Annotated in this window: 26 protein-coding genes; 16 read left to right on the top strand and 10 right to left on the bottom strand. The window is 60.5% G+C overall.

Annotation, left to right across the window (positions count from 1 at the left end):
* The coding region (locus PSV43_RS18165; protein ID WP_300200628.1) for an ATP-binding cassette domain-containing protein at positions 1 to 364 on the bottom strand (364 nt) is incomplete at its 3' end.
* 87 nt (positions 365 to 451) lie between these two features.
* Here PSV43_RS18165 and PSV43_RS18160 point away from each other — a divergent pair.
* The 4 genes from PSV43_RS18160 to ruvC all read left to right on the top strand — a co-directional run bounded on the left by PSV43_RS18160 (position 452) and on the right by ruvC (position 3,160).
* On the top strand, positions 452 to 1,300 hold the full coding sequence (locus PSV43_RS18160; protein WP_300200625.1) for a serine/threonine-protein kinase: 849 nt from the start codon (positions 452 to 454) through the stop codon (positions 1,298 to 1,300).
* 119 nt (positions 1,301 to 1,419) lie between these two features.
* The gene (locus tag PSV43_RS18155) at positions 1,420 to 2,118 is read left to right on the top strand and encodes a hypothetical protein (RefSeq protein WP_300200622.1); all 699 of its coding nucleotides are present in this window, start codon (positions 1,420 to 1,422) and stop codon (positions 2,116 to 2,118) included.
* 11 nt (positions 2,119 to 2,129) lie between these two features.
* Positions 2,130 to 2,606: a DoxX family protein gene (locus tag PSV43_RS18150; protein WP_300200620.1), complete on the top strand. Its 477-nt coding sequence runs from the start codon at positions 2,130 to 2,132 to the stop codon at positions 2,604 to 2,606.
* Positions 2,606 to 3,160 (top strand): crossover junction endodeoxyribonuclease RuvC, encoded by a 555-nt coding sequence (ruvC, locus tag PSV43_RS18145; RefSeq protein WP_300200617.1) that lies wholly within the window; start codon positions 2,606 to 2,608, stop codon positions 3,158 to 3,160. The genes PSV43_RS18150 and ruvC overlap by 1 nt, the downstream gene beginning before the upstream one ends.
* 17 nt (positions 3,161 to 3,177) lie before the next feature.
* Here ruvC and PSV43_RS18140 read toward each other — a convergent pair whose 3' ends face one another.
* The gene (locus tag PSV43_RS18140; RefSeq protein ID WP_300200614.1) at positions 3,178 to 3,843 is read right to left on the bottom strand and encodes an SET domain-containing protein-lysine N-methyltransferase; all 666 of its coding nucleotides are present in this window, start codon (positions 3,841 to 3,843) and stop codon (positions 3,178 to 3,180) included.
* Positions 3,844 to 4,017: 174 nt separating this feature from the next.
* On the opposite strand from PSV43_RS18140, the gene PSV43_RS18135 reads away from it, so the two are divergent.
* The 3 genes from PSV43_RS18135 (at position 4,018) to PSV43_RS18125 (ending at position 6,823) form a co-directional block, all read left to right on the top strand.
* A complete protein-coding gene (locus tag PSV43_RS18135) occupies positions 4,018 to 5,529 on the top strand; it encodes a peptidyl-prolyl cis-trans isomerase (protein ID WP_300200611.1) in 1,512 nt (503 codons plus the stop codon).
* 20 nt (positions 5,530 to 5,549) lie between these two features.
* Entirely contained in the window at positions 5,550 to 5,891 is a 342-nt protein-coding gene (locus PSV43_RS18130) for a tetratricopeptide repeat protein (protein ID WP_300200608.1), read from the top strand.
* Between the two features lie 161 nt (positions 5,892 to 6,052).
* Entirely contained in the window at positions 6,053 to 6,823 is a 771-nt protein-coding gene (locus PSV43_RS18125) for an SDR family oxidoreductase (protein WP_300200604.1), read from the top strand.
* Positions 6,824 to 6,939: 116 nt separating this feature from the next.
* Here the strand turns inward: PSV43_RS18125 and PSV43_RS18120 are convergent, their stop codons facing one another.
* Positions 6,940 to 7,635 carry a class I SAM-dependent methyltransferase gene (locus tag PSV43_RS18120; protein ID WP_300200601.1) on the bottom strand — a complete coding sequence of 232 codons (696 nt, stop codon included), beginning with the start codon at positions 7,633 to 7,635 and terminating at the stop codon, positions 6,940 to 6,942.
* Between the two features lie 109 nt (positions 7,636 to 7,744).
* On the opposite strand from PSV43_RS18120, the gene PSV43_RS18115 reads away from it, so the two are divergent.
* From PSV43_RS18115 to PSV43_RS18100, 4 genes are all read left to right on the top strand, one after another.
* Positions 7,745 to 8,599, top strand: a complete 855-nt coding sequence (locus PSV43_RS18115; RefSeq protein WP_300200598.1) for a hypothetical protein — start codon at positions 7,745 to 7,747, stop codon at positions 8,597 to 8,599.
* 29 nt (positions 8,600 to 8,628) lie between these two features.
* Complete coding sequence (locus PSV43_RS18110; protein WP_300200595.1) at positions 8,629 to 9,108, top strand: hypothetical protein; 480 nt, start codon at positions 8,629 to 8,631, stop codon at positions 9,106 to 9,108.
* A 42-nt stretch (positions 9,109 to 9,150) separates the two neighbouring features.
* Positions 9,151 to 9,720 (top strand): aminodeoxychorismate/anthranilate synthase component II, encoded by a 570-nt coding sequence (locus PSV43_RS18105; RefSeq protein ID WP_300200592.1) that lies wholly within the window; start codon positions 9,151 to 9,153, stop codon positions 9,718 to 9,720.
* Positions 9,721 to 9,975: 255 nt separating this feature from the next.
* A complete protein-coding gene (locus tag PSV43_RS18100; protein WP_300200589.1) occupies positions 9,976 to 10,830 on the top strand; it encodes a transglutaminase family protein in 855 nt (284 codons plus the stop codon).
* Positions 10,831 to 11,020: 190 nt separating this feature from the next.
* On the opposite strand, the gene PSV43_RS18095 is transcribed toward PSV43_RS18100, so the two are convergent.
* From PSV43_RS18095 to PSV43_RS18085, 3 genes are all read right to left on the bottom strand, one after another.
* The gene (locus PSV43_RS18095; RefSeq protein WP_300200586.1) at positions 11,021 to 12,802 is read right to left on the bottom strand and encodes a glycine--tRNA ligase; all 1,782 of its coding nucleotides are present in this window, start codon (positions 12,800 to 12,802) and stop codon (positions 11,021 to 11,023) included.
* A gap of 130 nt (positions 12,803 to 12,932) precedes the next feature.
* Positions 12,933 to 13,970: an LLM class flavin-dependent oxidoreductase gene (locus tag PSV43_RS18090; protein WP_300200583.1), complete on the bottom strand. Its 1,038-nt coding sequence runs from the start codon at positions 13,968 to 13,970 to the stop codon at positions 12,933 to 12,935.
* Positions 13,971 to 14,092: 122 nt separating this feature from the next.
* Positions 14,093 to 14,989 carry a LysR substrate-binding domain-containing protein gene (locus PSV43_RS18085; protein ID WP_300200580.1) on the bottom strand — a complete coding sequence of 299 codons (897 nt, stop codon included), beginning with the start codon at positions 14,987 to 14,989 and terminating at the stop codon, positions 14,093 to 14,095.
* Between the two features lie 88 nt (positions 14,990 to 15,077).
* On the opposite strand from PSV43_RS18085, the gene PSV43_RS18080 reads away from it, so the two are divergent.
* From PSV43_RS18080 to PSV43_RS18060, 5 genes are all read left to right on the top strand, one after another.
* Positions 15,078 to 16,352 carry a cation:proton antiporter gene (locus PSV43_RS18080; protein WP_300200577.1) on the top strand — a complete coding sequence of 425 codons (1,275 nt, stop codon included), beginning with the start codon at positions 15,078 to 15,080 and terminating at the stop codon, positions 16,350 to 16,352.
* Positions 16,353 to 16,478: 126 nt separating this feature from the next.
* A complete protein-coding gene (locus PSV43_RS18075) occupies positions 16,479 to 17,510 on the top strand; it encodes a sulfite exporter TauE/SafE family protein (RefSeq protein ID WP_300200574.1) in 1,032 nt (343 codons plus the stop codon).
* 67 nt (positions 17,511 to 17,577) lie between these two features.
* Positions 17,578 to 20,106, top strand: a complete 2,529-nt coding sequence (hrpB, locus tag PSV43_RS18070) for an ATP-dependent helicase HrpB (protein WP_300200572.1) — start codon at positions 17,578 to 17,580, stop codon at positions 20,104 to 20,106.
* Positions 20,107 to 20,150: 44 nt separating this feature from the next.
* Positions 20,151 to 20,405, top strand: a complete 255-nt coding sequence (locus PSV43_RS18065) for a hypothetical protein (RefSeq protein ID WP_300200569.1) — start codon at positions 20,151 to 20,153, stop codon at positions 20,403 to 20,405.
* A gap of 17 nt (positions 20,406 to 20,422) precedes the next feature.
* Positions 20,423 to 20,863, top strand: coding sequence for a TA system VapC family ribonuclease toxin (locus PSV43_RS18060; protein WP_300200566.1), 441 nt, complete (start codon positions 20,423 to 20,425; stop codon positions 20,861 to 20,863).
* Between the two features lie 40 nt (positions 20,864 to 20,903).
* On the opposite strand, the gene PSV43_RS18055 is transcribed toward PSV43_RS18060, so the two are convergent.
* The 4 genes from PSV43_RS18055 to PSV43_RS18040 form a co-directional block, all read right to left on the bottom strand.
* Positions 20,904 to 21,980, bottom strand: coding sequence for a L,D-transpeptidase family protein (locus tag PSV43_RS18055; protein WP_300200562.1), 1,077 nt, complete (start codon positions 21,978 to 21,980; stop codon positions 20,904 to 20,906).
* Between the two features lie 107 nt (positions 21,981 to 22,087).
* Complete coding sequence (locus PSV43_RS18050; RefSeq protein ID WP_300200559.1) at positions 22,088 to 23,419, bottom strand: PQQ-binding-like beta-propeller repeat protein; 1,332 nt, start codon at positions 23,417 to 23,419, stop codon at positions 22,088 to 22,090.
* A 72-nt stretch (positions 23,420 to 23,491) separates the two neighbouring features.
* Positions 23,492 to 24,352: a hypothetical protein gene (locus tag PSV43_RS18045; protein WP_300200556.1), complete on the bottom strand. Its 861-nt coding sequence runs from the start codon at positions 24,350 to 24,352 to the stop codon at positions 23,492 to 23,494.
* A gap of 6 nt (positions 24,353 to 24,358) precedes the next feature.
* On the bottom strand, positions 24,359 to 24,680 hold a 322-nt coding region (locus PSV43_RS18040), incomplete at its 5' end, for an OmpA family protein (RefSeq protein WP_300200553.1).

The following is a 24,680-nucleotide window of genomic DNA, read 5'->3' as shown; positions in this document are numbered from 1 at the left end:
AATGAATCTGCAATGGCTCGCCGAGAATGGATTCGATCGTCATGCGCGGATTCAACGAGCCGATGGGATCCTGAAACACCATCTGCATCTCTCTGCGCAGCGGGCGGAATTCGCTCTCCGTCATCGGCAGTACTTCCATGCCGCGATAGTTCACGCTGCCGGAGGTGACGGGGGTAAGCTTGAGCAGGGCGCGGGCCACGGTGGACTTGCCGCTGCCGCTCTCGCCGACCAGGCCGACGGTGCTGCCTTCCTCCACTTCGAAGCTGACCTTGTCCACGGCCTTGATGACGTCGGTTGTACGGCCTAACCAGCCCCCGCGCACGGGGAAGTGAATTTTGAGGTCTTTAACGCTGAGCAGGTGCATGGTGGAAGCCGTGAATTTAGCACACCTGATAAAACGCGCGAAAGTTTCATTGCGCGAAAGCTTGAAAGTGTCAGCATCCCTTTCCAGATGAACGAACGCTATGAATTGCTCGCTCCCATCGCCGAAGGTGGTTTGGGGGCTGTCTTCAGAGCGCGGGACACCCACCTAGGGCGCGACGTGGCAGTCAAACGCATCCTGAATGGCAAGTCGGGTGGCTGCGGTACGGCGGTGGATGCCCTGATCCGCGAGGCGCGGCTGCAGTCGATTTTGGTGCATCCGAACATTGTGGCTGTGTATGATTATGGCGTGGATGCCGAGGGTGGGTTCATCGTGATGGAGCTGGTCCCGGGAGAGACATTGGAGGATGTGATCATGCGCGGTGCCTTGCCTGCCAATGATTTCGACGCCCTTGTGCGGCAGACGCTGGAGGGGATGCGCGCCGTGCACGCGAAGGGCCTCCTGCACCTGGACCTGAAACCGGGGAATCTCATGCTCCACCGGTTGCCGGAGGGGGGGCTGCAGGTAAAGATCCTCGATTTTGGCCTGGCGAAAAACACCCCACAGGGAGAGCGGCAGAACGAGTCTCCCTGCCAAGGGCTGCCCGGCTCCATTCATTTCATGGCCCCGGAGCAGTTTGAGCGAGCGGCGCTCAATGTGCGCACGGACCTCTATTCTCTGGGCTGCCTTTTTTACTACGCACTGACGCAGCAGCACCCCTTCGAGGGCGACACCAAGCCGCAGGTGATGGTAGCGCATTTGCACCCACGCACCCGGCCGCTGGCCACCCTGCGGCCCGACCTGCCCGCGAGCACGGTGAAATGGGTGGAATGGCTCATCAACCGACTGCCAACCAACCGTCCGGCCTCCGTCGCGGAGGCCCTGCGATTCTATGCGGCTGGCGCTGGCGGCACAGCGCCGCCCGTGGCTGGAGTGTGATCTCCGTCAAGCCCGCGCCGCAAAACAATCGCACCGGACAAGAAGTATCCGCCCCAAAAGCGAAAGCTCCTTGCCATCGCACCACGCGACTCCATCATGGCTAAACCTGTTTTCTCTCCATGTCGCGAGTACCCTCTGCCCTTCTTTTTGCCGCCACCAGCTTCGTGTTCTGCTCCTGCGGCATGATCAAGAGCATCATTCCCAAATCGATGCCCAAGCTGCCGAAGATTGGCATGCCCAGCCTGCCGAGCAGAAACACCGTAGCGAAGCTCGTCCCCGGCATGGCGGAGAGGGACAAGGAGGGCGCTGAAGATCCGGATGTTCCCTTTACTTCACGCGGAACCCTTGGCTTTGGCCACACCATCCGCCTTGAAGTTTATGAAGGCACACGCAGCCCAGAACGCATCTATCGCGGCATTGTGATGGTCACCACCGACGGTACACTGCCTCTCGGCAAGGTGGGCACAGCGCGTGTCGGCGGCCTGCATCTGCCCAAGGCGGCGGAGGCCATCGCCACGGTGTTCCGGCTGGCAGGCCGAAACACCCGGGAGATCACCGTGCAAATCATCTCGGTGGAAAATACCCCGGTCATCTCGCTCAATGGGGATGTGATGGAAGCGGAATTTATTCCGGTATTCAAGGCCATGAGCGTGCAACAGGCGGTCACCGTCACCGGCGGTCGCAAGGCGGGCTCCACCTCTCGCGCCGTTTACACCTCCCGTCATGGCCAGCGTCACTTCTTCACTTCGCTGGAATCAGCGAATAAAAACTGGAAGCCGCAGGCTGGTGACATCATCACCCTTTCTCCCGACATCTGATTTCCCGCACCATGCTCGAATACACTGGTAGTGGCCCCGCCGCTGCGCAAAGCCCCCTGAGTTCCCTCCTTCAAACCGCCGCCGTCCTCCGCATCGGGACCGGGCTGCTGCTCATGACACGCTACGGCATCAGTGCCGTTCAAAACGCCTACCATTTCTTCTTTCACGAAACGCCTTGGGCGTGGGTCCCGGCATTTCATGAGGCAGGCATGCCCCAGGCCCACCTGCTGGCCCCGATTGTAGCCATCCTCATCGTCGGCGTGGCTTTGAGCTGGATCATTGGGTTTTTAACCCGGCTTTTTGCCTTTGTCTTTCTGCCTGTGGTCATCACCACCCTCGTGGTGCTGCACAATGCAGGCTCTCCCCGCGTGGAGGCTGCATGGCTCTACCTGATCATCACCGTGACGCTGCTCCTGTTTGGCTCGGGCACCGTTTCTGTGGACCAACTTTTCCGCCTCGGCGAGGGCGGATCTAAAAAACGCCGCTGATGGCCCGCATCGTCCGCAGTCCCACCGCTGCAGCCGTAACGCCAGCCGTCGAACGCGTACTGGCCATTGATCCCGCACTGCGTAAAACGGGCTGGGCCGTGGTGGAAAGCGCCGCAGGTGTGGTGCGCGCGATTGAATGGGGCGTGATTCACAACAAGCCAGCGCTGCTCCCCTCCGGCTGCCTGGTCGCCATTCGAACCGGTTTGAATGATGTCATCCTGCGGCACGCGCCGACGGTGTGCGCCATCGAATCCACCATCTTTGTACAGAGCTACAAAACCGCCATCGTGCTAGGCACGGCACGCGGTGCCTGCCTGATCGCGGCCGCCGAGCACGGGCTGCCGATCTACGAATATGCCCCGCGTGAAATCAAACAGGCCGCCGTGGGGCGCGGTGCTGCGCAGAAAGACCAGGTGGCATTCATGGTCCGCGCCCAGCTCCACCTGCGTGAAACGCCGGAACCTGATGCCGCCGACGCTCTCGCTGCGGCGATCACCCATTTTCAAAACAGCGCCGCCGCACGTATCACGGAACGTGAAGCGCGGCGGGTGTGAGGAGTCTGTGACGCGCGCTACTTTTTCTTTTTCGCCTGAGTCTTCTTGGCCAGCCGCTTCTTGGCTGACGTCTTCTTGGCTGACGTCTTCTTTGCGGAGGTCTTCTTTGCGGAGGTCTTCTTTGCGGAGGTCTTCTTGGCTGGTGGCGTGGTGCTGCCACTGAGCTTGAGCTTGCCACTATTTGCATCGCGCTCTACTTTTTCCAGCCTGCGCAGGAGTTTCGGCCACTGCTTTTCCTCCACAATGAAGCCGACACAGCGCTCCGCACCGCAGCGACAGGGATGCTCGTCCCAGGTGTCCACATCAAAACCGTAGTTGTAGGTCAGCTCCTCGCCGGCCTTGATGTCGCGCACTGAATAGATCCAGATACGACCGCGCATGATGTAGGCATCGCAGTTGGGGGCGCAGGAATGATTGATGTAGCGTGCAGGATTTTTCCCTTTGGCACCATCAATGTCGTAGCGCTGGTTCAGGGTGAACACGTACACGGCGGCACAGCCGGTCTTCTTGGACTTCTCGACCAGCGCCTCACCACGCCGGGCGGACTCCGCCTTGGTGATCTTTTCGCCCACATATTCGATGATCGGGGCATCGTTGGGAATGTCACAAGCAGCAAAAATGCCACGATTGTGGATGGAGGAGGAACGAACGGTCCAGTAGCGTTTCGTGGGGGCTTGGGGCATGAGGGCAGACAATCAACAGAGAAAACGGAGTGCATGAAGTGTGCCGGGTGCATGCAATGTCAAGAAGTGAGGCCGAATGTTTCCGGTTGGCGTCAGATGACTGAGCTCCACTTTCCGGTTGCCGCCGGGGTACGCTGCGGCTTATTGCGCGCCCTTCAACCGCCCCGACTTCCCATGCTCGAATTTTTCCGCCGCCACCGTGGCGCCTTCCTCATCACCCTGACGGCATCCATCATCATCTCCATGTTCTACTATGGAGTTTCTCAGACAGCCGCGAACCCCGATAAAAAGCTGCTCCCCACCGACGTCGCACTGACTGTGTCTGGCAAGGATTACAGCGTTGCGGATGTCCAGCGTGCACAGCGGTCTGTGGAGTTCTCCCAATATTACCTGCAGTCCTATGAAATGGCCTCGATTCTGCGGATCATCCCCTCCTCTGGCGGCCTGGACTCTTTCGCCAATCTCTTCGTGGCACGTCAGCTCATGGAAGATCTCGGCATCCGCCCCAGCAATGAGGAAGCCCGCGCAGCCCTGGAAAAACTCCCCGCCCTGCAAAACAACGGCAAGTTCGACGTTTCCCGTGGCCAGATGCTGGAGCAACTCGCCAGCTCCATGGGTTTCGACAGCGAAGCCCTGCTCGACATCATGAAGGACAGCATCGGCCTGCGCAAGCTGCAGGACCTTGTGACCAAGAGCTACACCGCCTCCCCGCTGGCCGCTGAGAAGCAGTATGCCAGCAGCTACCAGACAGTCAAAGGCGGCAAGATCACCTTCGAGACCGAGGCTTTCAAAAAGACCGCCACCGTGACCGATGACGAGATCAAAAAGTACTACGAGGAGAACAAGGAAAACTACAAGACCGTCGAAAAGCGCGCCGTGAGCTACGTGTTCTTTGAGAAAGCCAAGGATCTCGACAAGAAGCCGCTGGAAGAGCGCCAGAAGGCGGAGAGTGCAGTCGTAGAACGGGTGAACGCTTTCAATGCCCTCACCACTGACCAGAAGTCCCGCAAAACCTTTGCCGAGGCGGCAGCAGCGACGAAGGAAAAAGTGGAAACCGTGCCTGCCTTTGCCCAAGGCAGCCCTCCTGAAGCACTCAAGACCGAGAACAACCTGCTCGATCTGATCTTCGCCCGCCCCAAGGATTCCACCTCACCCGCTGAAGCCGTCGAAGGCGACAAGGGCTGGTATGTCTTTGATGTCACCAAGATCGAAGAACCCAAGCAGCAGACGCTCGCCGAAGTGACTGCCAAAATCAAAGAAGTGCTGGTGGGGCAGAAGGCAGATGAAGCCCGCACCAAGGCTGTGAATGAAGCACGTCTGGCTTTGATCGAAGGCTTGAAATCGGGCAAGAAAATCGATGAACTGGTGAAGGCGCAGAAACTCACGCTTGAGTCCCTGCCGGACATCGACACCGCCAATCCTCCCACGGAAGTGCCCAACAGCTTCCTGATCGGCCAGGAGGCCGCTAAAACCGCCGTCGGCAGCATCTCGCATGCTGTGGATTTCGACAAGGGCACGCTGCTCATCTACGTCAGCGCCAAGGAGCTTCGCAAACGCCCGGATGCGGTCGAACTGCGCAAGAACCAAGTCGAATCCCTTTCTGATCAGGAGCGCATGAGCCTCTTTCAGGCTTGGTTCAAGAAACAGCACGAGGCCGCACGCATCGTGATCGCCAAGCTGGGCTGAGACACCCCCCATTGACGCGCATGAGCACCACGCCATCCAGCGTCGAAGATCTCTATGATGACGCCAGCGGGCACGTCGCCCTCGGCGAACTGCCAGAGGCCATCGCCATCTACCGGCGCTGCGTCGCGCTGGACCCCAACCACTTTGAAAGCTGGCACGCCCTCGGCATGGCCCTGCTGCGCAACGGTGAGGTCAAGGAGGCCATCGGTGCCGGCATGATGGCGACGACGCTTCAGCCCAACGACCTCCTCGCCTGGACCGCCCTCTCGCAGATGTACGTCAGCAACAAGCAGATCGCCGAAGCCGAAGACGCCAAAGGCAAAGCCCGCATCCTCTCCCTCGGCGGCAAGGTAGTAAAATAAAGTACTCGTGAGCTTCAGCTCGCTCCAGGCGTGCTACCCAGCGCATACGCCCTCGCCAGTTGGATGGGTGTGGCGACAGCCCGCCCGTCTCTTCCAGCGCATGATCACCCCTCCTGCGCTTTCCACTCGCACAAGACACACGCGCATGCTAAACCGCGCGCATGTCCTCCCCACTCTTCAATCTCTCCGGCAAAGCGGCACTCATCACCGGCGGCAGCAAAGGTCTTGGCAAAGCCATGGCGCGCGGCTTCGCCGAAGCCGGTGCCGACATCTTCATCTCCAGCCGCAACGCCGAAGAGCTCGCCGCCGCCGCCGCTGAAATCGGCGCAGGCCTCAGCGTCAAAGTCGAATGGATGGTCGCCGACATGGCCGACCGCCCCGCCGTCAAAGCCCTCGCCGTCGAAGCCGAAAAGCGCCTCGGCAAGATCGACATCCTCGTCAACAACGCCGGCATCAACAACCCCCAGGCCATCGACGAAATCACCGACGAAGTCTGGGACCGCAATGTCGAGGTCGATCTCACCGCCGTCATGTCCCTCACCCGCGCCGTCGTCCCCGGCATGAAGTCCCGCCAGTGGGGCCGCATCATTCACATCTCCAGCGTCCTCGGCGTCGGCGGTCGCTTGAAGCGCAATGTCTATTGCGCCTGCAAAGCCGCCCTCATCGGCCTCGCCCGCGCCAGCGCCCTCGATCTCGGCCCCTACGGCATCACCGTGAACTGCCTCTGCCCCGGCCCCTTCCTCACCGACATGCCCGGCAAGCTCCTCAATGACGAGGAGAAGCAATACTTCGCCGACCGCACAGCGGTGAAGCGCTGGGCGGCCCCGCGCGAACTCGCCGGCCCCGCCCTCATGCTCGCCAGCGAAGCCGGCAGCTACATCACCGGCCAGGGCATCATCGTGGACGGCGGGGCTGCGGTGAATGTACTGTGATCCCACCAATCTTCCTCTTCCTCCTCCCTGCTTTCTCACAGCGTGAGGAAAAACGAAGAGAGTAAGAGGCTGAGTAGCCGGAAAATAAAACAGCGCTGATTAATTTAGCGCAGCCCCTACTTCACCGGCACCCCACTCCCCTTCTCGTCCTTCCCAAAGAACATCAAATGCTGCCACGGCAGCCCGTCAAACTCACGCACCAGCTTAAAGCCATTCGCGTTCATCTCCTTGGTGATCTGCTTCTTGCTCATCTTGTGCTCAGGCTTGATCGGCACGCTTTCATCTTCGGCGCGGTATTCCACGAGCACCAGCTGTCCGCCGGGCTTCAAGGCGGCACGCATGCCTGCGAGCATCTGCACCGGGTGCGAAAATTCGTGATAAACATCGACCATGAGGATCATGTCGCAGGTGTTGGGGGGGAGCTTGGGATCGTGGAAGAGGCTGGTGATGGGCACGACGTTTTTCAGGCCCTTGCGCTCAATGTTCACCTTGAGCATCTCGATCATCTCGGGCTGTGCATCCACGGCATAGACCTTGCCTTTTTCACCGACCATTTCGGCCAGCGGCAGGGTGTGGTAGCCGCTGCCGCAGCCCATGTCGCAGACGACCATGCCGGGCTTCACCTGGAGCTGCTCGCGCATTTGGGAGGGGCCTTCTTCCTGCTCGCGCACACGGCGCATCAGCCATTCTGCGCCCTTCCAGTGCATCGTCTGGGCGATCACACGGCCTTCATACTCCGTCAGCGGTGGTGGTGCCTCCTGGGCGGACAGGTTGAATGCTGAAAGAAGGATCAGGGTGAAGAACAGGCGCATGGTAGAACCAATGAACGGTGGGAATCGTGCAAATGTAGCGAATTGCGCGTTAAAGACTTTTGCAGACTCGCACTGGAAATCCCGGAACGACTACGTATTCTCCCCGACCATGACTCGTCGTTTCATCGCCCGCCTGCTGCTGCCCCTTCTCGGAGCCGCTGGCATTGCCGTGCTCAACGCTCAGGAAGCACCGGAACGCACGCCGGCAAAGAACCCCATCCCTGAAGACGTGGTGGGCGATGAGCATGTGCGTGAGGAATTCGGGGTGAACCAGTTCACCACGCCCTCCATCCGCAAGCTCTTCGACATGCTCAACAACGTGGGCAAGCTGCGCTTTGACGACCTCAAGCGGCCCTTCACGGACAAAACTCCCGCTGACCGCATCATCGTGGCGATGGGCCTCGGCACCCTGATCGCTGATGGCTTCCTCATCGTGCAATGTGAGCGCGTGGAGGAGATGGAGGCTGTGGGCCGCGCCATGATCAAGTACGGCAAGGCGCTGGGAGCGGGCAACCGCATGAACAAGCATACCGGCAGCTTGTTTGAATACAGTCTGAAGGGCAACTGGCAGGACCTGCGCGTGGAACTGGCCAAAACCCAGGCGGACGTGGAGGCGGAGATGGTGCTGCTGCGGGATGTTGACATCGCCCACCTGATCAGCCTCGGTGGCTGGCTGCGTGCGCTGGAGATCGCCACCAAGAGCATCAGCGACAACTACGCGGAGGAAAAAACCCGCCAGCTCACCCGCCGTGACATCGCCGAGTATTACATGATGAGCCTGGACAGCCTGCACCCCAGCATCATGAAAAATCCTGCGCTGCAGGAGCTGCGCAAAGGTCTTGAAGGCATGCTTCCGCTGCTGGATGTACCTGAAGGCAAGGCTCTGACCGAGAAAGAAGTGAAGGCGCTGCATCAAAAAGCGTCCTCGCTCTGCCACATCATCACCGACAAGATGAACGGCTGAAGCCGTTCCCGCTACGTATCCCCTTTCTCATGGCCAATCTCACTCCGGAACAACGTCAGCTCGTCGCACAATGGGCCGCTGAAGGTGCCAATCTCAATCAGATCCAGGACCGCCTCCGCAGCGAATGCGAGACCACGCTGACCTACATGGAGACGCGCCTCCTCATCATGGAGCTCGGCATCAAGCTGCAGGAAAAGCCCCGCGAAGTCCCGCCCGAGGAAAAACCCGCCCCGCCTCCGCCCGAAACTCCAGCCGGTGATGACGCCGCAGTCGCCGGGGAAGCCCCCGCCGACAGCAGCTTGAAGGTCAGCGTGGATGAAGTCCCGCCTCCCGGCGCCGTCATCAGCGGCAGGGCCTCCTTCAGCGATGGCGTCACCGTGCAGTGGTTCATGGATGAGCAGGGCCGCTTCGGCATGCGCGGCCCCGCCCCCGGCTACCAGCCCCCTCCCGCAGACATCCCCGCCTTCCAGGCCGAGCTCGACAACATCCTCCAGCTCCGCGGCTTCTGACCCGCCTTGACCTCTTGACCGTTGACCGCTTGACGCTCCACCATGCTCCTCATCATCGACAACTACGACTCCTTTACCTACAACCTCGTCCAGTACTTCGGCGAGATGGGAGCCGTCATGGAAATCCGCCGCAACGACCAGGTCACGCTCGATGAGATCGCCAAGCTCAAGCCTGACCACATCTGCATCTCCCCCGGCCCCTGCACCCCCAAGGAAGCCGGCATCAGCTGCGCCGTGATCGAGCGTTTTGGCAAATCCACTCCGCTGCTCGGCGTCTGCCTCGGTCATCAGGCCATCGGTCACGTCTTCGGTGGCGATGTCGTCCGCGCCGGACGCCTCATGCACGGCAAGACCTCGATGATCAATCACCAGGGAGAATCCGTCTTCAAAGGCCTGCCGCAGCCCTTTGAGGCCACGCGCTACCATTCCCTCCTCGTCAAACGCGACACCCTGCCCGAGTGCCTCGCCATCACCGCGACCGCCAGCGATGACGAATCCGAAATCATGGGCCTCCGCCACAAGGAACTCCCCATCCACGGTGTGCAGTTTCATCCTGAATCGATCCTCACGCAGGAAGGCAAGAAGCTGCTGAAGAACTTTTTGGAGATGTAAGTACTTCCTTCGTCGCACATTGCCTGACGGCGCGGCCACAGCCGTTACATTAGGAGAGGCATCATCCTGATCCCTTCGGGAAAAAGGTGAAAAAGATAATCCCCTTCATAGCAGGCCTGCATGGAACCGTAGGACGAACTTCCGAGTTCGTTCCTACTGACCAAGGACATTAACAAACACCGGATACAATAGCACCAAGAAACCACTGAACGGGCGGCACCGCAAACGCCCTCAGCAGACGCAACGTTGAAGTCCATGCATCCGATGTGGACGCCATCATCGAAGAAAGCGTCGGGGCGAAAATTCCACTCTTCCCTATCCATCATGATTTTAAACATTGGCTGCAACATCACCTTGGAGGCTCAAGACCGGGTCCCGCTCTCCCTTATGCTTCAGCCACAGACAGGGGCAGGCCAGCAGGTCACTTCAAGCGTGATGACGGTTTATCCTCAGGTCTGCCTCCAAGACTTCACGGACGAGTTTGGCAATTTTTGTCAGCGTACGGTTTTGTCGCCCGGCACGACCAACATCACTTTCATGGGGACCGTTGATGTATCTGACGTGATGGATATCGCTCCCGGCACCCCGCCAACGCCGGTGGAAGATCTCCCGGATTCTGTGCTTCGATACCTGCTTCCAAGTCGCTATTGCCAGTCTGACTTGTTCACTGACACCGCTGCCAGCTACACCGGAGGAGCCGCACCTGGTTACGATCAAGTGGAGGCAATCCGGCAATGGATCAGCAAGAACATCGAATACAAATATGGCGTGAGCACTGGCTCGACATCAGCCGTTGAGACGGAAAAAAGCCGCGCCGGAGTTTGCCGCGACTTTGCCCATCTGGGCATCACTCTGTGCCGGGCTTTGAATATTCCTGCCCGCATGGTCTTTGGCTATCTTTACCAACTCGACCCGATGGATCTGCACGCTTGGTTTGAGGCCTTCGTTGGAGGGCGCTGGTACACCTTTGACGCCACCCAGGAAAACCCCAAAGGCAACCGAGTCATCATCGGCTATGGCCGGGATGCAGCGGATACAGCTCAGATAAGCGAATATGGCCCTATGGAAGTTTCATCGCAGTCGGTCTGGGTGAACCTCGGCTTTCAATAGTTCGTCAGTTGCCACAGGCATGGCGATCATTGCCCATTTCGGGTTCACATCAATGAACCTTCCCACGACGCTGGTGCCAGCGTAATCCGGTATCTTTACATCACCGCACACGGAGTGTGCGGACCACTTCACGCTGATGCAAGCTGTGCCGTCATGCCCATTCGAACATGACGGTCACATCAGTTCCTGATTACGACACCAGCGGCAGCAGTTTGCCCAGCAACTCACTGATCTTCACGCGCTCCTGCTCGCCGCTATCGCGGTGGCGGAGGGTAACGGTATCGAGGAGTTCGGGGCCTTTTTCGCCGCAGGTTTCGAAGTCGATGGTCACACCGAAGGGCGTGCCGACTTCGTCTTGGCGGGCATAACGGCGACCAATGGAAGCAGTCTCATCATAGAAGCAGTTCATGTGCTTCTTGAGCAGCGCATAGACCTCGCGTGCCTTGGCCACGAGTTCAGGCTTGTTCTTCAGCAGCGGGAATACGCCGACCTTGATCGGGGCCACACGCGGATGCAGGCGGAGCACGGTGATGACTTCCTTCTTGCCCTTCTCATCGACTTTTTCAGTCTCAGAGAAAGCCTTGGCCAGCACAGCAAGCGCCATGCGGTCCAGACCTGCCGAGGGCTCGATGACGTGCGGCACATAGCTGCCTTTGAAGAGGCGCTCGAACCACGCACGCACAGCGGCCTCGGTCATCGGCGCTCCCTTGGTCTTCGCAGCTTCCACAGCGAGGCGCTTCTGAATCAGCGCTTCCTTCTGCTCGTCCGTGAGTTTCGCGGCGGCGGTCTTGAGTTCTTCGTCGAAGATTTCTTGGGACTTGGTGCTGGCGTTTTGATGCGCGGACAAATCGAAATCACCACGAGCGGCGATGCCTTCCAGCTCTTCGGTGCCGAAGGGGAACTCGCACAGGATGTCCACGCAGGCGCGGGCATAGTGGGCGAGATCATCGGAGGTCTGCCAGTAATACTCCAGCACGTCGCCGAGGCCGATGCCCTGGTAGAACTTGGTGCGTTGATCGACCCAGTAGCGGTGCCACAACTGCCAGCCCCAGTTGGGCTTCGGCTCGCTCAGATCCGCGCCCTCGCTCCAAGGGGCGACCTCGCCGCAGATGATCTCCACGACTTCGTCAGGCTTGATGAAAAACTCGAGCTCCATTTGCTCAAACTCGCGGCTGCGGAAGGTGAAGTTCTTCGGCGTCACCTCATTGCGGAAGGCCTTGCCGATCTGGCAGATGCCGAAGGGCACCTTCACGCGGCTGGAGTCGAACACGTTCTTGAACTGCGCAAAGATCGCCTGCGCCGTTTCCGGGCGCAAGTAGGTCACGTCCGCCTCGGTCGCCGTTGGGCCGAGGTAAGTCTTCAGCATGAGATTAAACGGACGCGCCTCGCCGAGAGCACCACCGGTCTCCGGGTGGAAATCAACGGTCTTTTCCAAGGTGTCGCCCTTGGTTTCGTCGAGCAGTTCGATCTCCTCCACTTTGCCTGCGGCTTCGCCCGCATTCGAGGCGATGAGCGTGCGCACGCGCTTGCGCAGGCTTTCGATGTGCTCGCCTTTTTTCATCAGCACCGAGATTGGGCGGGCCAGCTTCCAGCCCGTCGGCGACTTCGCACCGCTGTAATTCATGACCACACCTTCCTGCGGCTCCACATGGTCCGCACGCACGCGCTTGTTCGTCAGCGAGCACTCACGCATGAGGTCGGCGAAGGTGTCCACATGGCCGCTGGCCTTCCAGATGGCCGGATTCATAAGAATGCTGGCGTCCAGGCCCAGCACGTCTTCACGCTCGCGCGTCATGGTGTTCCACCAAGCGCTGCGCAGATTGCGCTTCAGCTCCGCACCCAGCGGGCCGTAGTCCCACACACCGCCGCAGCCGCCGTAGATCTCGCTGCTTTGAAAGATGAAGCCGCGGCGCTTGCAGAGAGAAACGATCTTCTCCATTTGCGCGATAGAGTTCTTGGCGTCGGTGGACATGGTAGGTAGGACGATGGGGTGGTTGAGGAATGCCGAATGACTGGATTGCCACCGGCAAAAGGGGGGCGCGAAAGGAGCACCACGGGGGCGCAGGGGCAAGCCCGGATTCGCGGAATGGCCGAACAAAGAATCAACGCGCCATGGCAGCCTTCACCGCAGGGGCAACCTCCTTGCCGAGGATCTCGATGGAACGCATCAGCTGGTCGTGTGGCAGCGAAGCGACGCTCATCTGAAAGGTCATGCGGTCGATGCCTCCCAGTTCCTCGCTGAAGGTCAGCACCCGTGCTGCGACGGTCTTGGCACTGCCCACCAGCAGGGCACCTTTTGGACCGCGACCCGCCTCAAACTGGCTCCGAGTGGTGGGCGGCCATCCACGCTCCTTGCCGATCTCCGTGAATGCCCGTGCGTAACCGGGGAAGAAATCCTCGCCAGCCTGTTCATCGCTCTCCGCCACATAGCCGAGAGCGTGGACGCCGACGCGCATCCCTTCCTCCGGGTGGCCCGCCTTGCGCCAGGCTTTCCGATACATCTCCACCAGCGGTCGAAAATGGAATGGCTGGCCGCCGATGATCGCCACCATCAGCGGCAGGCCCAGCGTGCCCGCGCGGACGAATGACTCCGGCGTGCCGCCCACGCCCAGCCAGATCGGCAGCGGATCTTGCAAGGGCCGCGGATAGATGCCCTGCCCGGTCAAGGGCGCGCGGTGGCGGCCTGACCAGTTCACTTCCACTTCGCTGCGGATCTTCAGCAGCAGATCCAGCTTATCGATGAAAAGCGACTCATAGTCATTCAACTGCAGGCCGAACAGCGGATAGGCCTCGATGAACGAACCCCGCCCCACGATCATTTCCGTGCGGCCCTGCGAAATCAAATCCAGCGTGGCAAAGTCCTGGAACACCCGCACTGGATCGTGAGCACTGAGCACGGTCACTGCGCTCGTCAGGCGGATACGCTTCGTCCGCGCCGCTGCCGCCGCGAGGATGACCGCCGGGGCGGAGTCCGCAAAGTCATGCCGGTGATGCTCACCAATGCCGAAGATGTCGATACCGGAGCGATCCGCGCACTCGATCTCTTCCAGCAGATGCCGGATGCGCTCCTCCCCGCTTGGAGCGATACCGGTTTTCGGGTCCTTCGGATTTGCCACAAAGCTGTCGATACCAATCTCCATGAGATGATTCTAAACCCCGGTCCTCCGCCGTCCAAAAGAATCACTCACGATTACCGGACAGACAGATTCCATCCTCCGCGTACTCGCGAACAGTTTGAATCCGACCGCTGAGAGCGCGCCGCTTATACCTCCCAAAGCTTCCCTTCGCGCAGCCACTCCTTCACCAGATCCCGAAACGCCACCACTGCCGGATCATCCCCTTCCTTCGCCCACACCATCACCAGAGGGATGGTCTGCTGCGGCTTCAGCGGGATGAGCACCAAATTCTTGCTGGCAGTGCTCTCGGGCACGATGCCGATGCCCGCACCTGACTCCACGTATTGCATGATGGTGCCAATCAGACTCGGCGTGTGCTTCACGCGCGGCACGACTCCTGCCGCCTCACACGCTGCATGGATCGCATCATGCGAACCCGCGCCCTCGCGCCGTGCCAGAATGATCAGCGGCGCGCCCGCGAGTTTCCTCCAAGACAGCGAAGGCAGCTTCGCCCACGCATGATCCTTCGGCACCGCCGCGCAAAACTTCTCCTCGCGTAGCAGCAGCGTCTGCAAACCAAGCACTTCATGCGCGAGCACGGGCCGCGTCAGACCGACCGACAGCCGCCCCTTCGACACCATCTCCCACACACGCTCCGGCGTGCGCTCTTCTAGAATTACCGTCACACGCGGGAAGCGCTTGCCGTATTCCTTCAGCAGCCGAGCCAGAAACGTACGCGTCGGCGGGCCAATGTAGCCCAGTCGCAGTTCGCCTTCCTCCCCCTTCGCCGTCCGGCGCACGCGGCGCAGTGATTCCTCAAGTCTATCAAGGATCAAACCCGTCTCATGCAGCAGCACCGCACCCGCAGGCGTCAGCCGGGGCGAGCGGCGCTCGCGCTCGATGAGCTGCGTGTCCAGCTCCCGCTCCATTTCCTGCACCGCCCGGCTCAGCGCCGGCTGCGCAATGCGCAGCCGCCGCGCCGCACGCGAGAAGCTCAGCTCCTCGGCAACGGCTTGAAAATATCGCAAATGTCGCAGTTCCATGATCGGTGCCAACTATACCGAACCGGCATCAAAGCGATAGCGAAAGCCTATTTTCGTTACCGTTCTTATGGAGCATAAATCCGCCCGCATGAATCCCGCCAAAATCGAAGACACCCTCAAGCTGGTCCTGGTTAGTTGGATCGTTATCATCGCCGCCGCCTGGCTGATGGGCCGACTGTGCCGCCGCATCGGCCAGCCGCCAGCCTTGGGGGAAATCGCCGCCGGGCTGCTGCTGGGGCCATCCTTCATCGGCCTGTTCGCCCCCGATTTCGTCTCCTTCATTTTCCCCGAAGAGGTCAAAGGTCCGCTCGCACTGCTGGCAAAAATCGGCCTGCTGCTGATGCTGTTTCAGGTCGGCATGGAGTTCGATTTTTCGCACCTGCGCAAAAAATCCAAAGTTGTCATCAGCTCCTCGATTATGGGCATCCTCGCGCCGCTGGCCGGTGGGCTGCTCATCGCGCCATGGCTGCACCGCACCTTCGCCCCGGAACTGCCCCTGTTTGGCTTCCAGCTCTTTGTCTGCATCGCGCTGTCCATTTCTGCACTGCCGATCATGGGCCGCATCCTGTTGGAGATGAAGCTGGAGCGCACCGCACTCGGAGCTACAGCCATCAGCGCCGCCGCCATTGATGATGCCGTGGGCTGGATCTTCCTCGGCATTTCCACGGCCCTCATCAAACAGGGAGACAACTTCTCGTGGGTGCCCTTCCTCGGCCAGACCGCGCTGATCGTTCTCTATTTTTACGTGCTGATGAAAGTCGTCGGCCCGTTCATCATCCGGGCCTGGCGCAAGCAGTGCGCCAAATACCAGACGGACACCTTCACTCCGGGGTTTCTGGCCCTGCTCTTTTGCACGCTGTTCGTCTCTGCGTTGATCACCAGCAGGCTCGGCATCTTCGCCATCTTTGGTGCATTTGCCTTCGGAGTGGCGCTGCACTCAGAGCCTGCCCTGGTGAAAGCTTGGCGCGATCGCTTTGCTGATTTCGTGATCGTTGCCCTAGTCCCCATCTTTTTCACCAACACGGGTCTCAACACCAAGATCGGCAGCTTTGACAATGCCACCGCCTGGATCGGTTGCTTCCTCGTCTCCGCCGTTGCCATCATCGGCAAACTAGGCGGCTGCACACTCGGCGCGCGCTGGGCCGGAGCAAGCTGGCGCGAGGGTTTGTCCATCGGCGCTTTGCTAAACACCCGCGCCCTCATGGGCCTCATCGCCATCAGCGTTGGCAAGGAGCTCGGCCTGCTCAATGACAAGCTCTTCACCATGTTCATCATCATGTGCCTCGTCACCACCGCCACCACCGGACCGATGCTGCGCGCCTGGCTGCCGGAAGACTTGAAGAAACTCGTGCCCAAGGTGTGAAAAACAAATGGCAGGGCCTGGCCGATCTCACAGTTCCATGATCGGCAGCCTTTATACCGAACCGGCATCGAAGCGATAGCAAGAGACTATTTTCGTTACTGAGCGTCAGAACGTATGAGGCGACACATGTCCATCCAAACTCCCCGCAAACAACATCTCTGGATCTGGTTCCTCTGGCTCTTCGGCTTTTACTGCGTGTGGTCGTGGCTGGTGTTTGGCCATGACCGCTGGGAAGTCGTGACGGCGCACTGGCCCATCGCTCTATCGATGGCGATTGGTAGTTATGTGGCCGGCGCTACGCCGATGGGCGGCGGCACCGTGGGCTTCCCCATCCTGGTGCTGCTGTTTGGTTTGTCCCCCGCCCTGGGGCGTGACTTCAGCTTTGCGGTGCAGTCCATCGGCATGACGAGCGCGAGCATCTTCATCCTCTGCCGCCGCCAGCCGCTCGCGTGGTCCATGCTGAAGGGCGCGATGGTGGGCACGTTGATCGGACTGCCTGCCGGGATTTTTTGGATCGCCCCGTACATTCCAGGGCTGTGGATCAAGCTCGTCTTTGCAGTCGTCTGGGCCAGCTTTGGCGTGCTGCATTTGTACCGCATCGGCGAGATCGCCTCGCACAATGGCATGACCGAATTCGACGAGCGCTGGGACTTCCGTGTGGGTTTGGCCATGGGCGTGTTTGCCGGCGCCACTGTCGCCGCTGTCACCGGCGTGGGCATCGACATGGTGCTTTATGCGCTGCTGGTGCTGCTCTGCCGTGCGGATTTGAAAATCGCCATCCCGACCTCCGTGCTCATCATGGCCTTTACCTCGGTGCTGGGCATCGTCGTGAAGAACTGCACCACAGGCATGCAGCCGGGTGTGTTTGAAAACTGGCTCGCCGCCGCGCCCATCGTAGCGCTGGGTGCGCCGCTGGGTGCCTTCACGGTGGATCTCATTGGCCGCAAGCCCACGCTGCTCTTTGTGGCCGTGCTGTGTGTCGGCCAGTTTATCTGGACGTGCTACACAGAGCGCGTCGCGCTGGGCTTCGGCGGGTTCGTCGCCGCTATCGGAGCGGTCGGGGTGTTCCTGCTCGGCTTTGAAAAACTTCGCTCGTGGGGTGCAGTGCTGGTGGGCGAGCGGCAGGCGTTCCTAGCCGCTGAGAAGGCGAAGAAGTGAAAAGTGATGAATGACTCGACCGCGATGCTGAATTCGTCATTCTGCATTCTTCATTCGTCATTCCTTCATGCTCCCCATCTTCGAACTCCGCAAGACCTTCACCGCCGCTCTGCTCGATCCGGCGCTGCCCAATCTGCTGATCAAAGCACCCACCGGCTCCGGCAAATCCACGCAGGTGCCGCAGTTCGTGCTCGACTCCGGCTTTCTGGCCGAGGGCAAACGCTGCATCGTCCTGCAGCCACGCCGCATCGCCGCGCGCATGCTGGCCCAGCGCGTCGCACGCGAGCGCAATGCACGCCTCGGCGGCGAGGTGGGCTATCAGGTGCGCTTTGAAAACATCACCAGCAAGGAGACCCGCCTCAGCTATGTCACAGAAGGCGTGATGCTGCGCATGATGCTCGAAGATTCCGCACTCGATCGCGTCGGCTGCATCTGCATCGATGAATTCCATGAGCGTCATCTCGATGGCGATCTCGTGCTCGCCTTCGCCCGTCAGCTTCAGCGCACACGTCGGCCAGATTTAAAAATCATCGTCATGTCCGCCACGCTGGTCTCGGGGCCGCTGGTCGAGTTCATGCAGCCGTCCAAACTGCTCGAATCCGAAGGCCGCACCTTCCCTGTGGAGGTGCGCTATCAGGCTCCACTCCAGCTCAAGACCGGCTACCCCGAACCCATCTGGGATCAGGCTGCACGCGCCTGCGAAGACCTCGCCCTCTCACCCGGCTTCTCCGGAGACATGCTCGTCTTCATGCCCGGCGGCCATGAAATCCGCAAGACCATCGCCGCGATCCAGGGCCGCAGCTTTGCGCGGGGCCGCCGCGTCGTCCCTCTGCATGGCGAACTCACACCGCAAGATCAAGACGCCGCCGTCACGCCCGGCGAGCAGCCCAAGATCATCGTCAGTACGAACGTCGCCGAAACCTCCCTCACCATCGAAGGCGTGCGCGCCGTGGTGGACGGCGGCCAGGCCCGCACCGCCTCGTATGATCCGCGCCGTGGCATCAACACCCTCACCGTGCAGAAGATCAGCCGTGCCTCGGCGGAGCAGCGTGCCGGACGCGCAGGCCGCCTAGGCCCCGGCATCGCCGTGCGTCTATGGACGCAGCGCGATCACTTGTTGCGTCCTGAAAGCGAACTCCCCGAAGTGCAGCGCCTCGATCTCAGCGAAGCCCTCCTCGCACTACGCGTCCTCTCACCTGAGCCCTTCGCCTGGTTTGAAGCCCCCACGCCCGCCGCCATGTCGCGCGCAGAGAACCTGCTGCACGATCTCGGTGCCATCGATCACGAGGGCCGCATCACCACGCTGGGGAAACAGATGAGCCGCTTCCCCCTGCACCCGCGTTTTGCCCGCATGCTGCTCGCCGCCGCGCAGTATGGCTGCCTGCGCGAGGCCACCCTCTGCGCCGCCGCCGCCCAAGGGCGCGACATCCTGCTCGTCGGTAAAAACAACGCCTCTCATAAAAACGAAGACCTCTGGGAGCACGACGACGTCACCGAATTCCAGGCCATCCTGCGCGCCTTTGCGCGCGCCGAAGCCACGAACTTCAACCCTGACGACTGCGCCCGCTACGGCATCCACGCCAATGCCTCACGCGAGGCCGCACGCAGCGCCGACCAGTTCCTCCAGCTCGCCAAACGCTCCGGCCTGCCCATCAACGACGAAGTCGCCGATCCCATCGCTCTCGCGAAAATGCTGCTCGCCGCCTTCAGCGATCACCTCGGCGTCGAGACCAGCACAGGCAGCCGCATCTACCGCCTCGCCGGAGGTTACAGCGGGCACCTTGGCAAAGACGCGCATATCCGCCCGCCACGCCTGATCGTCGCCTCCGAGATCGTCGAGGTGCAGGGCAAGGCGCTCACCGTGCAGCTCAACAACTGCACCCGTATCGAAGAAGACTGGCTGCGCGAACTCTTCCCCGCCGACTTCACCACAGCCTCCCGCGCCGCCTACGACACCGTGAACCGCCGCGTCATGAACCTCGAAGAAGTCCGCTTCCGCAGCCTCGTGCTCAGCAGTCGCGAACGCGGCGAACCCGATGAATCCACCGCCGCCAGCCTGCTCGCCGCCGAAGTCATCGCTGGCCGTCTCCAGCTCACGAATTGGAACGACAAAGTCGAGCAATGGATCACCCGCGTGAACTGCCTTTCCAAGTGGATGCCCGACCTCGAAATCTCCCCCATCGGCGAAGAAGACCGCCACCTCATCATCGAGCAAGTCTGCACCGGCTGCATCGCCTACCGCCAGCTCAAGGACAAAGACATCTTCCCCGCCCTGCACCAGTGGCTCAGCCATGCGCAGCGCGACATGCTCGAAAAATACGCCCCCGAACGCTACCCCCTGAAAAACGGCAAGACCGCCCGCATCGTCTATGACGAAAAGCAGCCGCCGAGTGTCAGCGCCGTCCTGCAGCACATGTACGACGTCATCGAAAACCCAAAAGTCGCCGCCGGCCGCATCAGCGTCACCGTCCACCTCCTCTCCCCCGCCCAGCGCCCCATCCAAACCACCGGCGACATCGGCCGCTTCTGGCGCGAAGGCTATCCCGCCGTGAAAACGCAGCTACGGGGAAGATACCCGAAGCATGAATGGCGGTAGGAAGCCACCTTGACATTAAATTGATGGAGCTGGATAATTTCAGCATGAATAAAACTCAGATCCAGGTTCCAGAGGAGCTGTTTCGTGAACTACGCAGTTTCGCCAAACAACGTGAGTGGTCGCTGGCGGAAACCTTCCGCCGCGGGGCCGAACTGCTGCTGCAGGTCTATCCCGAGCCGCCCACTGCTGAGACAACCACCTGGACACCGCCCACCTCCGGCAAAGTCGGCTGGAAAGGCATGAGTGCATCCCAGCTCCGCGACGCCGCCTTTGCCGACGCCGATCCCCGACTGGCCTGATCCCTCAATATCGCTCCATGCTCTCAATTGACACCAATCTCCTGCTGTACGCCTACAGCGAGGCAGCCCCCGAGCATGGACGTGCGCTCGCATTCATCACCTCCATGTCTGCCAGCGAGAGCGTGGCCTTGAGTGAGTTTGTTCTCACCGAGTTCTACCTCCTCCTTCGCAATCCAGCCGTGCTGAAGAAGCCACTCTCTGCTCCTGATGCGGTGCGCATCATCCAAAGCTATCGCCATCATCCTCGCTGGAAAATCCTCGGATTCCCTCCCACCAGCCGCGAAGTTCATGCCGATCTCTGGCAGCAAGCCGCCACACCCGGCATCGCCCGCCGCCGCATCTACGACACCCGCACAGCCCTCTGCCTGCGCGCCTTCGGCGTCACTGAATTCGCCACGGTCAATGTGAAGGACTTTGAGGTGTTCGGGTTTCAGAAGGTTTGGAATCCGCTGAGATAAGCGACGTCGAGGAACGCTCAATGCACCGCGCATTTCCGATTCACGGCACAATCAAAACCCGCGTCCCCTTGCTCACCCAATCATGCACCTGCAGCAAATCAACCTGCCGCAGACTCAAGCACCCCCAGGTGAGATGGTGGTGGCCGTCGGGCCAATCGCTGATCCAGCCATGGATACCAATGCCGCCGCCAAGTGCGGTATCAGTCGGAGCTAATGAACCTTTCAGGGCTGCCGCAGCAATGCGATCATACTCTCGCTTGTTGATGCGCTTTTCGCTCAAGGCAGTCCGCGCATCGTAAGCGTTCGGGTAGTTCAGCCGCAGCCATGCAGCGCCCAGATAGGCTCCGTAGTCTCCATCGAACGGCCCTTTCGCTTTCTGCGTGATGCGGTAGTCACCCACCGGGGTTCGATTGTCGCCATCAGTCATCTTCCGCTGCCTGCCATCCTGCCCCAGAGCCATGGGCAGCGTGAGCTTCACCTGTCCTTTTTCGCACACATGCAGCTGATAGGCATGCTTCACCGCAATGAGCAGGCGCTCCTCTTTCGCAGGCACCAGCAGATGCCGATGGCTGCGAATGAAAGCTGAAACACTCCTCTGCCACGTAGCCGCCTCCGCGTAAAGCAGATGTCGCAGCGTGAGGTTGAGCTGCGCATGCGCATCATTCAAATCGGGCGCGATCTGAGCAATGCGCTGCCGCCGCTTCACCTTGTCCCCCGGTTTGAGATCGCAGGCATGGATGCCTCCGTAGCCAATCAGGATGCGTTGAAGTTGACCGTTGTCGATAAAGCGATGCTCCACCCAGACCTCGCCGTTTTTCACATCCTCCACGGTTCCCGCCGCCAGCGCATGGACCGGTTGGTTCACAGCCGTGTTACCGTCACCACTGCCCTTCCATGTTTCATGAGCCTCAAGTCCAAGCACATCAATCACCGTCTCATTCACGCTCCAGCTCCTATGTCGGCGTTTGGCGGCCTGATCCCTGTATCCCGCTGTGCCATCCGCGCCGCCCACAGGAAAATCGAAGCCATCGGCGAGGTCTGGAGCCAGGAGTGAGCTGAGGTCTTGGGCGGGTAATGGGTAGGCCAGGAAGAGTCCCAGCAGCAAGCGCAAGATCATGGGCGGCGCTCCAATGCTCCACAGCTTTTCGAAGAAGGCGAATTCATGCACCCGTTTTATCGAAAACGGCACTCTTCAGCAAGTAGGAAACCGCACATGCAGCCCCATCACTCCCCAATGCAATACAGCGTCTTTGCGGAGCGGAGGAACAACTGCCCGTTGCTGATCGCTGGCGTCGCACTGTGATCCGAAGTATCCCCTTCAATCCGATTCCGCGAGATCAGTTCAAACTTGGGGCCGAGCTTGATCACGAGGATTTCGCCGCGCCGGCTCACATGATAGAGATGACCGTTGGCAGCCACAGGCGAAGCGTAGTCGCCTCCGCTCATGCCACCACCGCGACGTCCACCGCCGCCGCCTTGATTGGTGGTGTCGCCACCGCCCGCGCTGGACTCGATGCGTTCGTTGTAAACCTCTGCACCCGTTTTCGCATCGCGACAGGTGGCGATGGAACCACTGACCCAATACAACCGGTCTTCCCAGAAAATCGGCGTGGCAATGCGCGAGCCGTTCGCGCCCGTCCACAGCGTATTCGTGGCACTGACATCCCCCTTGCCACCCGCTTTGATGGCGACGGAGCCACCGCCGCGCTCGCTCATCGCAAAGATGGCCTTGCCATCCGTCACCACACTGTTGCACACGGAGTCGCTTTGCAGACCGGTCGCATACCAGCGCAGTTTGCCAGTGTCAGGATTGAAGCCCCAGACCTCGCTCGGCACAGCGATGGCAAGATCGGCACGGCCATCGACTTCGACGACGATGGGAGTTCCCCACGTGCCGGCGAATCCTTCCGAAGGTGCCTTCCACAATTGTTTGCCCGTGGTCTTATCAAAGCCCAACAGCGCCTGACTCTCCACCAGAGCGGGCACAATCAAGACATCGCCATGCAGGATCGGGCTGGAGGCCGTGCCCCAGCCGCGGCGGTCATCCCAGTCGCCCACATCCGCCTGCCACAGCGCTTTGCCATCCAGATCAAAAGCATGAATCCCGGACTTGCCGAAGAAGGCGAAGACGCTCATCCCATCCGAGACCGGCGTATGGCTGGCGTAGCCGTTTTGGGCAAACATGCCTCCATAGCGTTCCTCCGGCTGCTTGGCAGGCACGGCACGATCCCAGAGGATTTTGCCCGTGGTGCGGTCCACGCAGATGAGGTGGCGCATCAGCGCTGTGATGTCACCCGTGCCCTGCTGACCCTCAGTCGCATAGCCGCTCCAGCAGGTGACGAAGACACGGTCCCCCACCACGATGGGACTCGAAGAACCCGGGCCGGGCAAGGCCGTCTGCCACTTGAGATTTTTCGTGGCACTCCATTCCACCGGCACAGGCTTGTCATCCGCCGCGATGCCGCTGCCATTGGGGCCGCGAAAACGTGCCCAGTCGGCAGCGCTGGCGGTGAGAGTGGCGGACAGCAGCACCAGCAAAGAAAGACGCGTGATCATGCCCGCATCCAACCCAGCGATGCAGCGGCGGTTGCGCGGGGAATGCGATTCGCCTGCGGATTCGGAGCGGGCTTAGTTGAGAGTCTGTTTGATCGCAAACTCCCGCGCTTGCTCCACCCATTGCTCGCGCTGAATGCGGTCTTTGAAGGCGAGACGGGTGGAGAACTCCTTGACGTGGTCATCATCCCAGGCAGCGATCTGGGCGTAGGTGTAAACGCCGAATTCGTGGAGACGCTTTTCGAGCGTCGGTGCGACGCCTTTGAGCGCGGTGAGGTCGTCCGTCTTTTCAGGCTGCTTTTTGTAAATGAAGCCGAGCTTGGGATCGATTTCTGTATCGAACTTGGGTTCAACCTTGAGTTCAGGCTGAAATTCCAGTTCAGGCAAGGCAGGCAGCAAGAGCTCGGTCAATGGGGGGAGGAGAGCCTCATGCGCATCCACGCCAGACACCGATGCTTCTATGTCTTGCGGTGCAGAAATGATGGCGGCGAGAGGAGAAGCATGTGGAGGCTCTGTCGGTACGGTGGGCAATGTTTCCGGCGTCGGGGCATCCTCCGGTGCGGGGGCTTCCAGTGGCGGCGTGGTGGGTTCGGGGGGCGTGGTGAGGGTTTCTTCCGTGAAGGCGGGATCGGCCTCAGCGGCGGCCGTGTCCTCTTTTTGGGGCATGTAAATGGTTTCGGTGGCCATCACGACGGCAGGACCGGAGAGGATGGAGTGCTCGCCGACCTTGCGCTTCAAGCTGGCGATTTCGTCCTTCATTGAGGATGCCTCGCCCAGCAGCTTGCGTGTCTGACGCTTGAAGCGCCCCCAGGTCGCATAGCCAAACAGCAGGCCGACGACGAAGAAGATGGCCCCCAGCACGCAGACAAAAGCACCGCTGTGCATGAGCATGTAAAACAGCGGCTCGGCAGAAAGGGATTCAAAGTCGAATTTCATGGATGACTATTTAATGAGGAGTTCGACGCTGCGCGGGCGGGCCAGAGGCGCAGACGAATCGGCAGGTACGGGATCAAACACCACCGCACGGATGTCAGCAGCGGGCACGCCCTGCTCAACGAGGAAGGACATCACGGCCTCAGCACGGGCTATGCCGATGTTTTTTTCGACTTTCTCGGGTCCGGCGGGATCAGGGTGAGCGCCGATGACAAGCCCCAGTCTCGGTCCGGCGGCGAGCAAGGTGGAAGACAGGATGGCAAGCCGCGTCTGTTCCTGCGACGAAATGCGTGCGGAGCCGGCATCAAACACGATCACGCAGCCCCGCAGG

The sequence above is a fragment of the Prosthecobacter sp. genome (assembly GCF_029946185.1).
Lineage (GTDB): Bacteria > Verrucomicrobiota > Verrucomicrobiia > Verrucomicrobiales > Verrucomicrobiaceae > Prosthecobacter.
The sequence above is the reverse complement of the archived record's forward strand: the minus strand, read 5'-3'. Positions and strand labels throughout refer to the sequence as shown.